The organism is Streptomyces cyanogenus (assembly GCF_017526105.1).
Taxonomy (GTDB): domain Bacteria; phylum Actinomycetota; class Actinomycetes; order Streptomycetales; family Streptomycetaceae; genus Streptomyces; species Streptomyces cyanogenus.
In genome coordinates this window covers 5691261-5704181 of the sequence record NZ_CP071839.1, presented here as the reverse complement: position 1 = coordinate 5704181, position 12921 = coordinate 5691261, and the positions used below count along the sequence as shown (strand labels likewise).

Genomic DNA, 12921 nt, shown 5'->3' with positions numbered 1-12921 from the left:
GTGTAAGGGGTGGCCGCCCTGGGCGGCCACCCCTTACACGTCCTGGGTCCGCGGTGTGGCTCAGCTCCAGACGTTGCCCTGGTTCTGGCCGCGCGCCCCCTGCTGGCCCATGCCGAACTGGGCGGCGAGGCCCTGCCCGATCACAGCGTTCTGCGGCGGCAGCAGTTCGCTGGGCTGCACGAGCGCGAACCCGGAGCCCATGAAGCTCAGCTCCCAGCCCTCACCGGTGTTCCCGCGCCGCCGCCACACCCCGGAGGAGTGCGTCTGCGCCTGCATCTGCACGCGCAGCCCGGTGGACCAGGCGACGATCGCGTCGGCGTCGCAGTTGACGTACCGGTCGGGCGTGACCTGCATCAGCAGCGGCGCCCCGGAGGTCATCAGGGCGACCTTGCCGCGCCCGGTGATGTTCAGCTGGTACTTCCCGGAGCCGGAGATGCCGTAGAGGCTGTCGACGGCGATGACCTCGTGGTGCAGCGAGGAGTCCATGGCGAGGACGTAGGAGCTGTCGACGGTCAGCCCGTCCTGCTCGACGTCCATGATGTGCACGCGCTGGGCGAGGTTGGCGAGGTAGACGGTGCCCTGGCCGTGACAGCGCATCAGGTCCAGGCCCTCGCCGGTGCGTGCACGCGCGCGTGCCTGGTTGTTGCTGCGGTACTCGGCGTCGAACTCGACGAGGCCCTGGTAGGCGACCATGGTGCCCTTGCGGGCGAGGAGGTCGTCGTGGCCCTCCAGGGTGATCCGGAGCATCTGCGCGTTCTGCAGGCTCCAGCGTTCCTGGGACTGGAGGTCGTTGTGCGCGAAAAGCGGGCTCTGCATGGTGTTCTGGCTCCCCCTCAGCCCCGGAACCGGAGGCGGTCGGTGCTGTCCTCGCTGGGCTGGACGACGACGATGCCCTGGCCGGAGAAGGCCATCTGGTAGGCCTCGCCGCTGCCCCGGCCGATCAGCGACTGGGCCTTGAAGCTGCGCTTGCCCTTCACCTTCAGGTTCGGCGACCAGGCGACGAGCGCGTCGGGGTCGACGTACGTCTCGTCCTCGCCGCCGCCGCAGTCCACGACGATCGGCTTGCCCCGGGAGGTCAGCGCGACCCAGCCCTGCCCGGAGATCCTCGTGTTCCACAGGCCCTGCCCGGCGAACTTCGCGAGCCCCTTGACCCGCTCCACGCCCCAGGTCAGGTGCGCGTCGAAGGCGAGCAGGTTGGTGGCGTTGACGGAGATGCCGTCGCCGTTGAGGTTGATCACGACGACGTCGGCGCCGTAGTCGGCGAGGTAGAGCAGGCCGTCCCCTGTGCACTTCATCAGCGGAGCGCCCTCGCCGGTGATCCAGTCACGGGCGATCTGGCGGACGGCCGGCGGGTTGGGCTCGTACTGGATGAAGCCTTCGTAGGCGACCATCGACCCCACGCGCGCGAGGAGGTCGTTTCCGGTCTGCATGGCCACCTTCAGCATGTGGCTGCCGTGGTTCTCCATGCGGGCGGTGACGGGTGCGGGGGCGAAGCCCGCGAGCGGCTGGTTCATGACGGGCTCCCTCAGACCTCGTAGGGCTGGACGACGATGAAGTTGCCGGGGGCGCCCCGGAACTGGAGATTGACGCTTTCGCCGGTGTCCCCGGGGTAGGCGTTGCGGCGCATCCGGACCTGGCTGGAGACGATCACCTGGGAGGCTGCCGACCAGGCGACGACGGCGTTGCAGTCGGCGAAGGTGGTCGGCGTGACCGGCAGCACCACGGGCGTGCCGTGCGTCTTGACGACGATCGTGCCGGTGCCCTGGAACTGCATGGTGAACAGCGCGCCGCCCGGGATCCCGTGCCCCTCGATCCGGCGCACCTCGTACTGGAGGCTCTCGTCGAAGGCGAGGACGTTCTCGGCGGACACGCAGAGGGCGTCGCCCTGCAGCTCGACCGGGTGCAGGTGGGTGGAGTTCTCCGCGAGGAACACCTGGCCCTGGCCGGTGCAGCGCATCAGCTGCATCTCCTGGCCGGTGGCGTTGCCGACGATGCGCCCGGCGAACCCGGCGCCCTTGTAGCTGAAGTCGACCTTGCCCTGGTAGAGCACCATGCTGCCCTGCCGGGCCAGCACCGGCTGGCCGCCGATGCCGAGGTCGACGCGGATCAGCTTCTTGTTCTGCTGCGTCCAGCGCTGCCCGGTCGGCGTCTCCTTGAACGCCTGCAGCGCGGCCGTCACACCGGCACCGCCCTGGGGCGCGCCCTGCGGCACTCCGTAGGGGGCGGTCTGCTGGCCGGGGACCTGCCCGTAGCCCGGGGGCATGGGCGGGGTCGGCTGACCGCCGTGGGGGGCGGGCTGCTGGCCGTAGCCCGGGGGCAGCGGCGCGCCGGGCTGGCCGCCGTACGAGGGCTGCTGGGGCGGCTGGCCGTAGGGCGCGGGGGCCGGGGCGGCCGGCGGCGGGACGGTGCCGCCGCCGGGCGGGGTCAGGGGGGCCACGACCGTCGGGGCGCCGTGCACGTTCGGCGCGGGTGCCGGGGGCGGGGGCGGGGTGTGCCCGGGCGGCGGGGCGAAGCCCTGCGGGGCGGGCTGCGGGGCAGGGGCCGGCTGCGGTGCGGGGGCCGGGGCAGGGGCGGCCGGGACGCCGAACGCGGGCGCGGGTGTGGTCTGGGCGGGCGGCGCGAAGCCGGGGGCCCCGCCGGGCTGCGGCTGCGGCTGCGCTTGCTGCGGGGCGGCGGGCGCCTCCTCCTCCAGCACCTCGCCGCCGAAGTTCTTCAGCAGCGCCTCCAGACCGCCGTCGAAGCCCTGTCCGACGGCGGCGAACCGCCACCCGTCCTTGAAGTAGAAGTCACCGAGCATCACGGCCCGCTCGGTGGAGAACTCCGCGCCGCTGAAGGAGTACCGCGCGACCTCCTCGCCGCCCGCCACGATGCGCAGGTATCCGGGAGCGATCTGCGACATCTGCCCGGCGCCGTCGAGGGTCGCCGTGAAGGACAGTTTGCGGATGTGCGAGGGGATCCGGTCGAGCGTGACCCGGAACGACTCCGTGTCACCCGCCTGGGCGCCCAGCAGCTGGATGGACTCCTCCGGGGACTTCGGCTGGTTGAAGAAGACGAAGTACCGGTCGTCCGAGAGACGCTCGTCGGCGTCCAGACCGAAGCAGCTGATGTCGAAGGTCAGTCCGGGGGCGGAGATCTGCACGCCTACGTACAGATCCGTGCCCGCCGTGAGGTCACTGATCCTGGCCTTGTGGCCGCGTTGGAATTCCCTGGCCATGCGTTACGACCGTCCCCCATCCCGAATGTGAGTGCGTCGCGCCAGGCTAACGGCAAAGACCGACAGCGGCCCCGAAGGGTCGTCGTCGGTACAGACCCGGTACACAACCGCACCCGGCCGCTCACATCGGACGCGACCACTCGGACGGTCGGCCGCTCGGGTCGGACGGGGCCCGATCACGTCGGACGCGACCGCCGCTCGCACAGGACGCGGCCACGCGCACAGGACGCGGCCACGCGCGCGGGACGCGGCCCGCTCGCCCGGGACCCGGCTGCCCGCATGGGACCGGCTGCCCGCCCGGGATCCTCAGGAGTCCCGCCCGTCCCCCTCGTCCCGCTGGTCCTCCTGGTCCCGCCGGTCCCGCTCCTCCCGCGCGACCGGTACGTGCGGCAGCCGCGCGGCGGCGACCACCCCTTCGAGGTAGCCGCGGGCCCGCTCGGTGCGCGGATAGGCCTCCAGCAGCCGCCAGAAGTCGGGGCCGTGACCGGGCACCAGCAGATGCGCCAGCTCGTGGCAGAGCACGTAGTCGACGACGTACTCCGGCATCCCCTGCAGCCGGTGCGAGAGCCGGATGCTGGCCTCGGCCGGCGTGCACGAACCCCAGCGGGTGTTCTGGTTGGTGACCCAGCGCACGGAGGCGGGCCGCGCCCGGCCGTCGAAGTACTGGGCGGACAGCCGCTCGGCACGCTCGGCCAGCGCGGCATCGCCCAGCACCCGCCGGCTCTCCTGGGCGGCGAGTTTGTCGAGCATGACGGTCACCCAGCGCTGCTCCTCCGCCTTCGACATCCGGGCGGGGATCAGTACGACGGTGCGATCGCCCTCGCGGTACGCGGAGACCGTCCGGCGGCGCCGGGCGCTCCTGCGGACCTCGATCGCGCTCGCCCCCGAGCCGCCGGGCGGCTGGCTCGTCGTGCTGCGCTGTGGTTTACCGGCGCTGTGCAGTGGGTCGGCGGGCACGCCCCGACGTTACCCGGTGGGCGCGGGCAAAGTCCCGGCTCCGGGGCGGGTGGCTGCCGATCCCCCACCATGTGTTTGATTCGTACGACCGATCCGTACATCCGGTTTGCACCACTTCACCCCGGCTGATCGGTATGACGAACATCCCCCGCCTGTGGATAACTCCCGACACCCGACGCCCGGGCCGGGCATGCTGGCAGGCGCCGGCGGATCACGCCCGATTCCGCCTACGGAATGTCTCCACCTTTCCGGATATTCCAGGCATTGAGTGCATTGCGACTGAGTCCGCGGATATACGGATGAACAAGACGACACGCCGGCACAAGCGAATACGACGGCACGAACGAACACGACGGACACAGGGATACGGGGGACAGTCATGCATCCGGTGGTGAAGCCCGCACTACGGCGCGGCTGGCGCGATCTCAACACCGTGCAGTTCGGGATGACCCCGGCCCACGCCGTCACACTGGGCCCGATGGACACGGCGACCGGCAGCTTCCTGGACCTGCTCGACGGCACCCGCGGACTTCCGCTGCTGCGCGAGGAGGGCCGCAGCGCGGACGTACCGCCCCACCAGGTCGACGCCCTGGTCGAACGGCTGGCCCGGGCGGGCCTCGTCGACGACGCACGCGGCGGCGGACCGGCCGCGGACGCCCTGCGCGCCAAGACCGACGTACTGGAGCGGCTGCGCCCCGACCTCGCCTCGCTGTCCCTCCTCACCTCCGAGCCGGGCGGCGCACCGGCCCGGCTCGCGGCCCGGCGCGCCCTGCGGGTGCGGGTGCGCGGCGCGGGCCGGGTCGGCGCCCTGCTCGCATCGGTCCTGTCCGGCGCCGGCGTCGGCGAGGTCGACGTACGCGACGTGGGCCGCGTCGAGCCGTGGGACGTGGCACCGGGCGGACTGCCCGCCGAGTCGCTCGGCGACCGCCGGGACGCGGCGGCGCGGGCCGCAGTCCGCCGCGCGGCACCCGACCGCCCGCCCCGTCACGCCCACTCCCCCGGAACCGGCGCCGAGGACCCCGGCCTCTCCCTGGTGATCTTCGCGCCGCGGGACGACGTCGCCGTGCACGCCCCGGACCCGTTCACCGCCGAACCGCTCATGGCCGCCGGCACACCCCACCTGTATGCCGGGGTCGTGGAGGGCACGGGCGTCGTCGGCCCGCTCGTGCTGCCCGGCGAGTCGGCCTGCGCCGGCTGTCTGCACCGGGACCGCACGGACCGCGACCCGGCCTGGCCCCGGCTGGTCACCCAGTGGCGGTCCGGCAGGGCCCGCCGGGTCGGGGCCTGCGATCTGACCCTGGCCACGGCGGTGGCCGGACTCGCGGCGGCCCATGCGCTGGCCTTCCTCGACGGAGAATCACCGTCCGGCGCGGGCACCCGCTGGGAGGTGTCCCTGCCCGGTCTGAACTGGCGCGCCCGGCCGGTCCGGCCGCATCCCGAGTGCGACTGCGGGGCAGCTCAGCGCGGTAATCGGGAGCACTCCTCAACCAACGGGCGGCCGCGCGCGACAATGGCGGTGCAACGGCCGTCGACGGAGCGGCGACGCGAAGCGGGCGCGGCACGGCCGACTGGGACCTGGAGGGCGCATGTCTGATCTTCCCCGGAAGGCGGTCACCCGTACCGCCAAGCTCGCCGCGCTCCCGCTCGGCTTCGCCGGCCGGGCCACCTGGGGGCTGGGCAAGCGGATCGTGGGCGAGTCCGCGGAGATCGTCGGCCGCGAGCTGCAACAGCGCACGGCGGAGCAACTGTTCAAGGTGCTCGGCGAGCTGAAGGGCGGCGCGATGAAGTTCGGGCAGGCACTGTCCGTCTTCGAGTCGGCGCTGCCCGAGGAGATCGCCGGCCCCTACCGCGCGGCCCTGACCAAGCTGCAGGACGCGGCCCCGCCGATGCCGACCCGCACGGTGCACGCCGTGCTGGAGGAACGGCTCGGGCCGGACTGGCGCGACCTGTTCGAGGAGTTCGAGGACAAGCCGGCCGCCGCGGCCTCGATCGGCCAGGTGCACCGGGCGGTGTGGCACGACGGCCGCGAGGTGGCGGTCAAGGTGCAGTACCCGGGAGCCGGCGAGGCACTCCTGTCCGACCTCGGCCAACTGAGCCGCTTCGCCCGGCTGTTGGGCCCCCTGATCCCCGGCATGGACATCAAGCCGCTGATCGCCGAACTGAGGGACCGCGTCTCGGAGGAACTGGACTACGGACTTGAGGCCCAGGCGCAGGCCGCGCACGCCGAGGAGTTCGCCGACGACCCGGACGTGGTCGTCCCGGCCGTGGTGCACCAGTGCGAGCAGGTCCTGGTGACCGAGTGGATCGACGGCATCCCGCTGTCCGAGATCATCGCGGACGGCACCCCGGAGCAGCGCGACCGGGCCGGCCAGCTGCTGGCCCGCTTCCTCTTCTCTGGTCCGGCCCGCACCGGCCTGCTGCACGCGGATCCGCACCCGGGCAACTTCCGTCTGCTGCCCGGCGGCCCGGCCGGCGCGGACGACTGGCGCCTCGGCGTCCTGGACTTCGGCACGGTCGACCGGCTCGCCGGCGGCCTGCCGGACCCGATCGGCGTCTCCCTGCGGATGACACTGGACGGCGACGCCGAGACGGTCTACGAGCTGCTCCGCACCGAGGGATTCGTCAAGGAGACCATCGCCCTGGATCCCGACGCGGTCCTGGACTACCTGCTGCCGATCATCGAACCGGCCCGCGTGGAGGCGTTCACCTTCTCCCGCTCCTGGATGCGCAGCCAGGCCGCCCGCATCGCCGACCCCCGCTCCCCCGCCTACCAGCTCGGCAAGCAGCTCAACCTGCCGCCGGCCTACCTGCTGATACACCGGGTGACCCTCAGCACCATCGGGGTCCTGTGCCAACTGAACGCCACGGTGCGGCTGCGCGATGAGCTGGAGGAGTGGCTGCCGGGCTTCGTGACCGAGGTGACCGGGGACGACGCGGGCGAGGACGACGTGGTCGAAGAGGCCTGATCGGGTACGACGAGGCCGAGTACGACGAGGCCGGGGTCGACGCGGGCGCGGAGGAGCCGGCGGCGGGGGCCTGGTCCGGGGTGCCCGGACGCTTGCGAGGGGGCGGGGTGGGGGTGGGGCGGGGGGGGGAGGGGCCCCCGGAGGAGCGTTTCTACCACCAGGCCGAGTCCAGCCGCCCCTCGATAGCCCGGAGGTTCTCCCGCGAGCACGTGTCGCAGAAGTAGTGCCGGACGCCGTTCTCCACGGAGCAGGTCCAGGTGGCCGGTGGGGGGCCGTCGGCGGGAGTGCCGCAGCGGGCACACACGAGGCGGCGGCGCTCCGCGGTGGAGCCGCCCTGATCACTTCCGCCGGGAGGACTCGTCACCGGGTGACGATAACTCCGGGGCCGGCCGATCGCCTGCGCAACGCACCGCGGGGGCCGGTCCGTTAGGCCGGACCGGCCCCCGCGGGGGGGCTTCGCCTCCCTGATCCGGGAGGCCACCGCTGCTCAGGTGTGTTCTCTACTGCATGACGGCCATGGCGAGCGCGCGGCGGGCACGCAGCGAGGCGCGCTCGGCCCGGCGCTGCATCCGCCGGGCGGCGGCCAGGCGCACGGCCCGGCGCTCGCGTGCGGCGTCATGGAGTCGGTCGTGCATATGCGCACGGGCCAGGGCTTCTTGCATGAGTTGCATCTCGTGGTTCCTGTTCTGGCGCGCTTCGGTCGCACCGGTGGTGGTGAAGTCTGGGGTCGCGGAGCCGGCGGGCTCGCTGGTGGACGGCTTCATCGGGGCCTGCTTCTTGGGGTCGTGCGTGAGGGGGCGATCGATCGTTCCTGCGGTGTTCATGCCGTGACCGGGTTCTTGCGCGGGCGGCCACGCGGCCGCTTCCGGGCGACGACGACACCCTGGACGAAGAGCTCGCCACCCCAGACGCCCCAGGGCTCGCGCCGCTCCTTGGCGCCGGCGAGGCAGGCCTCGATCAGCGGGCAGGTGCGGCAGAGGGACTTGGCGTACTCCACGTCCGCCGGCGACTCGGCGAAGAAGACCTCCGGGTCGTAGGAGCGGCAGGGGACGGGTACGCCGAGGTTCTCGATGGCGTCGTCGAGCGCCGTGAGCGCGGTGAGGGGGGTCAAGGTGGAGTCCTCCGTGAGGCCGGGCGGGGGGATCGTTTGCGAAGGCGGTACGGACGGGGCGTGCGCTTCGAGTTGCACGATTGGTCTTCCTCGTCTGGTCGGTCCGGCCGGTTGACCGGGTGTCGGCGTGGTACCGGGTTCTTTTCCTGTCCCGAGGCCCCTTCGCTCCGTTGTCCCCGTTCGGGGAAAACAGAAGGGCCGCGGATCCCGGATGGGGTTCCGCGGCCCTGAAGGCGCCGGCCTGATCGGCGATCAGGCTGGATCACTCCAGGGTTCTGGCCCACGGAAGGCCCACATCAGGTGGTGCTGCGTCGTCTGCTTCCGGAATCCGGCACCGGCCGCCGCGAAGGCATAGGCGTGTGCCTGTGCCGCTACCGCTTCCAGTGCCTTGGTCGGTCGCTCATTGCGCTCACGGATGGGAAGACCCGCGAGGGCAACAGAGGACGCCGGACGCACGGCACGGATGCCGGACAGACCGGTGCCCTGGTTCGAGGCGCCGAGCATGCACGTGGAGACGGTCGAGCGATCGGTCAGTTTGGCCGTGCTGACGGTGGTGCTGATGTTGATGCTGATCACTGGACTCGCCTCCTCTCGGCGTCTCTGGGACTGGGGTGAGCCAGTCCGTTCGGATATGCAAGTACAACACGGAACCGGGCCTTCGAGAAGGCCGCTGTTTCCGTGCCTAGAACCTATGGGGATTGCCGGGGCATGCGCAAACTATTTTTTCGACGAGTTGGCATCAGTCGCTCCCGTCGTCTTGGCCGGGCTCCTGGCCTGCGCAGATGGCCAGAACGTCGGCTCCGTAGCTGCGCAGCTTGCGGCTGAGGACGCCGGGGATGCGGGCCAACTCGGCGGAACTGTCCGGGCATGCCTCGGCGATGGCCATCAGCGTCCGGTCGGTGAAGACGCAGAAGTCCGGCTGGCCGCTGCGCTCGGCCTGCACGGCGCGCCACTCCCGGAGTCGTTCGTAGAGTCCTTCGTCCATGTCCGAGGGGCAGTCGGCGCAGCGCATCAGCTTCATCTCGCCCGCGTCGGTGAGCGTGCGGCCGCAGACCCGGCAGCGGGCCGGGGTGCGCTGGATCCGCCGGGGGGTGGTGGCGGCGCTTGCGGTGATGCCGCGTTCGACGCCTCCGCTCGCGCCTGCGCCGGTGCGGCCGACGGTGGGGGTGGTGCCGGGGCGCAGTCCGTCGAGGAAACGGCTGGGCCGGCGGTTGGGGCGTCCGCCGGGTGAGCGGGACAGGGCCCAGGAGAGGTGGAGGCGTTCCCGCGCGCGGGTGACGCCGACGTAGAGCAGGCGGCGTTCTTCCTCGATCTGCTCGTCGGTCCGGGCGTAGGTGATGGGCAGCATGCCCTCGGCGATGCCGACGAGGAAGACGACGTCCCATTCCAGGCCCTTGGCGGCGTGCAGGGAGGCGAGGGTGACGCCCTGGACGGTCGGGGCGTGCTGGGCGTTGGCCCGTTCCTCCAGTTCCGTCACGAAGTCGGCGAGGGTGGCTCGGGGCCGGGCGGCGGCGAGGTCGTGGGCGAGGTTGACGAGGGCGGCCAGGGATTCCCAGCGTTCTCTGACGGCGCCGGAGCCGGCCGGGGGTTCGCTGGTCCAGCCTTCGCCGGAGAGGACGGCGCGCACCTGGGAGGGCAGGTCGACGGCGTCGTCGAGGAGGGAGTCGTTGCCGCCGAAGCGGGCCGCGCCGCGCAGGGCGATGCGGGCCTTGCGGATCTCGGGCCGGTCGAAGAAGCGTTCGGCGCCGCGCAGCTGGTAGGGGACGCCGGCGTCGGCGAGTGCCTGCTCGTAGGTCTCGGACTGGGAGTTGGTGCGGAACAGGACGGCGATCTCGGCGGCGGGGACGCCGGCGTCGATCAGTTCGCGGATGCGGCGGGCGGCGCCTTCCGCCTCGGCGGGTTCGTCGGTGTACTCGGTGTAGGCGGGTTCGGGGCCGGGGGGGCGCTGGGAGACGAGTTCCAGCCGGTGGTCGGCGGCGCGGCCGCGGGCCTGGCTGAGCAGGGCGTTGGCGAGGTGGACGACCTGGGGGGTGGAGCGGTAGTCGCGGACCAGTTTGACGACGGTGGCTGCGGGGTGGCGGACACGGAAGTCGAGGAGGTGGTCGGGTGTTGCTCCCGTGAACGAGTAGATGGTCTGGCTGGCGTCGCCGACGACGCACAGGTTGTCACGGTCGCCGAGCCACAGGTCCAGCAGTCGCTGCTGCAGCGGGCTGACGTCCTGGTACTCGTCCACGACGAAGTGCTGGTACTGGGCGCGGACCTGTTCGGCGATGTCGTGCCGGTCTTGGAGGATGGCGACGGTGAGCAGCAGGACGTCTTCGAAGTCGATGACAGCGCGGTCGCGCTTGAGGTCTTCGTAGGCGGCGTAGAGGTGGGCGATCTCGGCCGGGTCGCGGGGGGTCTCGCGGCCGGCCTTCGCAGCCGCGTACGGGTAGTCGGCGGGGACGGTCTGGGTGACCTTGGACCATTCGATCTCGGCGGTCACGTCGCGCAGCTCGTTGCGGTCGAGTCGGGTGCCCAGGGCGGCGGCCGCGTCGGCGACGAGTTGGATCTTGCGGTCGATGATGCGGGGCAGGGAGCCGCCGATCGCTTTCGGCCAGAAGTACTGGAGCTGGCGGAGGGCGGCGGAGTGGAAGGTGCGGGCCTGGACTCCCTGGGCGCCGAGCTGGCGCAGCCGGCCGCGCATCTCTCCGGCGGCGCGGTTGGTGAAGGTGACGGCGAGCACGCTGGAGGGCTGGAGGATGCCTGCGCGCACTCCGTAGGCGATGCGGTGGGTGATGGCCCGGGTCTTGCCCGTGCCGGCTCCGGCCAGGACGCACACCGGGCCGTGCAGGGCGGTGGCCACCTCGCGCTGCTCGGGGTCGAGCCCTTCGAGCACCGCGTCGGCGTCACTCGGCGGGCCCGAGTGCGGAGAGCCACCGGTGCCCTGTGGGAAGAGGGTGGAGTGCGTTGCTGCTGTCACACAGCCATGCTGCCAGGTCGTCCGGGACGACTGCGCCGGTTGTCCACAGGCAGGGCCTCGCAGTCGTATTAATCATGGCCTCACGCGCACGGCCTCACGTAATCATGGCCTCACGCCCACGGCCTCACGCACAGGGCGTCCCGCTCACGGCCTCACGCACGGGACGTCCCGCTCACGGCCTCCTGCTCGGGGCGCCGGGCTCACGGCCTCGTGGTCAGGGACTCGCCGAGGGCGTATCCCGGTCGGGAATGGCGGGCCGGTCGCTTACGTTCTCTCCCTGGACGGACATTTCCGAGCTGGCTGAGGAGAGCGAGACAGATGCAGGGCACTGTGACGATGTACAGCACGACTTGGTGCGGTTACTGCCGGCGGCTGAAGAGCCAGCTGGACCGGGAGGGCATCGCCTACACCGAGATCAACATCGAGCAGGACCCGGAGTCCGCCGCTTTCGTGGAGAAGGCGAACGGCGGAAACCAGACCGTCCCGACCGTGCTCTTCGCGGACGGCTCCACGCTGACGAACCCGTCGCTGGCCCAGGTCAAGCAGAAGCTCGCCGCGTAAGCCCGAGCTGCGCCGAACGGCGGTTCCCGAGTCCCCACCGGGTTCGGGAGCCGCCGTTCGCCGTGTCAGACGAAGCTGCGGGTGGGCAGGGGCTTGCCGTACCACATCTCGATCAGGCGGGCCGCGATGGAGATGCCGTACGGCGGCAGCACCTCGCCGGACTCGAAGGCCGCGTGCAGCTCCTCGCGGGAGAACCAGCGGGCCTCGTGGATCTCGTCGCCGTCGACGTCGATCTCGGTGGTGGTGGCGCGGGCCATGAAGCCGAGCATGAGGCTGGACGGGAAGGGCCAGGGCTGGCTGGCGACGTACTCGACCTGGCCGATGCCGACGCCGACCTCCTCGGAGACCTCGCGGCGCACCGCCTGCTCGATGGACTCGCCGGGCTCGACGAATCCGGCGAGCGTGGAGAAGCGGCCCTCGGGCCAGTGGACCTGGCGGCCGAGCAGGATGCGGTCGTCCTCGTCGGTGACCGCCATGATCACGGCCGGGTCGGTGCGCGGGTAGTGCTCGGCGCCGCAGGCCGGGCACCGGCGGATGTGGCCGGCCGCCGCGATGACCGTGCGCTCGCCGCAGCGGGAGCAGAAGCGGTGGGTGCGCTGCCAGTTCTCCAGCCCGACCGCGTGGACCATGAGTCCGGTGTCGCGCGGCGACAGCAGCAGGCCGGCCTCGCGCAGCCCCGCCGGGCGGGCGGACTGGTCGATACGGCCGGGCAGCGAGTCCTTCTGGAGCGCGAAGTAGCTGACGCCGTCCTCGTCGATGCCGAGGAAGTAGCGGTGCGCCTCGGTGAGCGGGGCTTCGAAGGACGGCGTCATGACGAGTTCCGTCCGGCCGTCCGGGGTCTCGTCGATGAGCACCTGGCCGCCGGAGACCACGAAACAGCGGGTCGTGGGGTGGCTCCACGCCGCCGCGAGCCAGGCCTCGTCCAGCCGGTGGTGGGCGGCGCGGTCGATGCCGCTCGGGGCGGTCAGCGAGATGGGTCGGTCGGCTGTGTGGTCGGTCCAGGTGGTCACGGGTGCTTCCAACTCCCCCAGTGCAGCGGATCTTTCGGCGGGCGGTTCGGCGGGACGTAGGGCGGGAGGGCACCGGGCCGGGCGTGGCCGGGGCGGACGGGCGGTCCTTCCAGTGTGCCCCGCGCGCGCGGCCCTTCCGT

13 protein-coding genes are annotated in these 12921 nt (G+C 72.0%); 3 read left to right on the top strand and 10 right to left on the bottom strand.

The genetic code is table 11. From position 1 onward, the window contains the following. Positions 1–60 precede the first annotated feature (60 nt). From S1361_RS25780 to S1361_RS25765, 4 genes are all read right to left on the bottom strand, one after another. Positions 61–816, bottom strand: a complete 756-nt coding sequence (locus S1361_RS25780) for an AIM24 family protein (protein ID WP_208034139.1) — start codon at positions 814–816, stop codon at positions 61–63. 17 nt (positions 817–833) lie between these two features. Then, complete coding sequence (locus S1361_RS25775) at positions 834–1514, bottom strand: AIM24 family protein (RefSeq protein ID WP_208034138.1); 681 nt, start codon at positions 1512–1514, stop codon at positions 834–836. A gap of 11 nt (positions 1515–1525) precedes the next feature. Continuing rightward, positions 1526–3214 (bottom strand): TerD family protein, encoded by a 1689-nt coding sequence (locus tag S1361_RS25770; RefSeq protein ID WP_208034137.1) that lies wholly within the window; start codon positions 3212–3214, stop codon positions 1526–1528. Positions 3215–3520: 306 nt separating this feature from the next. Continuing rightward, positions 3521–4171, bottom strand: coding sequence for a M48 metallopeptidase family protein (locus S1361_RS25765; protein WP_208034136.1), 651 nt, complete (start codon positions 4169–4171; stop codon positions 3521–3523). A gap of 379 nt (positions 4172–4550) precedes the next feature. On the opposite strand from S1361_RS25765, the gene S1361_RS25760 reads away from it, so the two are divergent. Beyond that, complete coding sequence (locus S1361_RS25760; RefSeq protein WP_208034135.1) at positions 4551–5765, top strand: TOMM precursor leader peptide-binding protein; 1215 nt, start codon at positions 4551–4553, stop codon at positions 5763–5765. Beyond that, the gene (locus S1361_RS25755; protein ID WP_208034134.1) at positions 5758–7137 is read left to right on the top strand and encodes an ABC1 kinase family protein; all 1380 of its coding nucleotides are present in this window, start codon (positions 5758–5760) and stop codon (positions 7135–7137) included. Before S1361_RS25760 ends, S1361_RS25755 begins: the two co-directional genes overlap by 8 nt. Before the next feature lie 151 nt (positions 7138–7288). Here the strand turns inward: S1361_RS25755 and S1361_RS25750 are convergent, their stop codons facing one another. From S1361_RS25750 to S1361_RS25730, 5 genes are all read right to left on the bottom strand, one after another. Further along, positions 7289–7501, bottom strand: coding sequence for a hypothetical protein (locus tag S1361_RS25750; protein WP_208034133.1), 213 nt, complete (start codon positions 7499–7501; stop codon positions 7289–7291). Positions 7502–7637: 136 nt separating this feature from the next. Then, complete coding sequence (locus S1361_RS25745; RefSeq protein ID WP_208034132.1) at positions 7638–7961, bottom strand: hypothetical protein; 324 nt, start codon at positions 7959–7961, stop codon at positions 7638–7640. Further along, a complete protein-coding gene (locus tag S1361_RS25740) occupies positions 7958–8326 on the bottom strand; it encodes a WhiB family transcriptional regulator (RefSeq protein WP_023546912.1) in 369 nt (122 codons plus the stop codon). The genes S1361_RS25745 and S1361_RS25740 overlap by 4 nt, the downstream gene beginning before the upstream one ends. A 174-nt stretch (positions 8327–8500) precedes the next feature. Next, complete coding sequence (locus S1361_RS25735) at positions 8501–8824, bottom strand: hypothetical protein (protein ID WP_208034131.1); 324 nt, start codon at positions 8822–8824, stop codon at positions 8501–8503. A 163-nt stretch (positions 8825–8987) separates the two neighbouring features. Next, positions 8988–11210 (bottom strand): ATP-dependent DNA helicase UvrD2, encoded by a 2223-nt coding sequence (locus tag S1361_RS25730; RefSeq protein WP_425087283.1) that lies wholly within the window; start codon positions 11208–11210, stop codon positions 8988–8990. Positions 11211–11528: 318 nt separating this feature from the next. On the opposite strand from S1361_RS25730, the gene S1361_RS25725 reads away from it, so the two are divergent. After that, the gene (locus S1361_RS25725) at positions 11529–11771 is read left to right on the top strand and encodes a mycoredoxin (RefSeq protein ID WP_030649619.1); all 243 of its coding nucleotides are present in this window, start codon (positions 11529–11531) and stop codon (positions 11769–11771) included. 65 nt (positions 11772–11836) lie between these two features. On the opposite strand, the gene nudC is transcribed toward S1361_RS25725, so the two are convergent. Further along, positions 11837–12781, bottom strand: a complete 945-nt coding sequence (gene nudC, locus S1361_RS25720) for an NAD(+) diphosphatase (RefSeq protein ID WP_208034130.1) — start codon at positions 12779–12781, stop codon at positions 11837–11839. Positions 12782–12921: the final 140 nt, after the last annotated feature.

Coding starts and splice junctions, on each gene's coding strand:
- S1361_RS25780 (WP_208034139.1), bottom strand. CDS start 816: ATGCAGAGCCCGCTTTTCGCGCACAACGACCTCCAGTCCCAGGAACGC.
- S1361_RS25775 (WP_208034138.1), bottom strand. CDS start 1,514: ATGAACCAGCCGCTCGCGGGCTTCGCCCCCGCACCCGTCACCGCCCGC.
- S1361_RS25770 (WP_208034137.1), bottom strand. CDS start 3,214: ATGGCCAGGGAATTCCAACGCGGCCACAAGGCCAGGATCAGTGACCTC.
- S1361_RS25760 (WP_208034135.1), top strand. CDS start 4,551: ATGCATCCGGTGGTGAAGCCCGCACTACGGCGCGGCTGGCGCGATCTC.
- S1361_RS25755 (WP_208034134.1), top strand. CDS start 5,758: ATGTCTGATCTTCCCCGGAAGGCGGTCACCCGTACCGCCAAGCTCGCC.
- S1361_RS25745 (WP_208034132.1), bottom strand. CDS start 7,961: ATGAACACCGCAGGAACGATCGATCGCCCCCTCACGCACGACCCCAAG.
- S1361_RS25725 (WP_030649619.1), top strand. CDS start 11,529: ATGCAGGGCACTGTGACGATGTACAGCACGACTTGGTGCGGTTACTGC.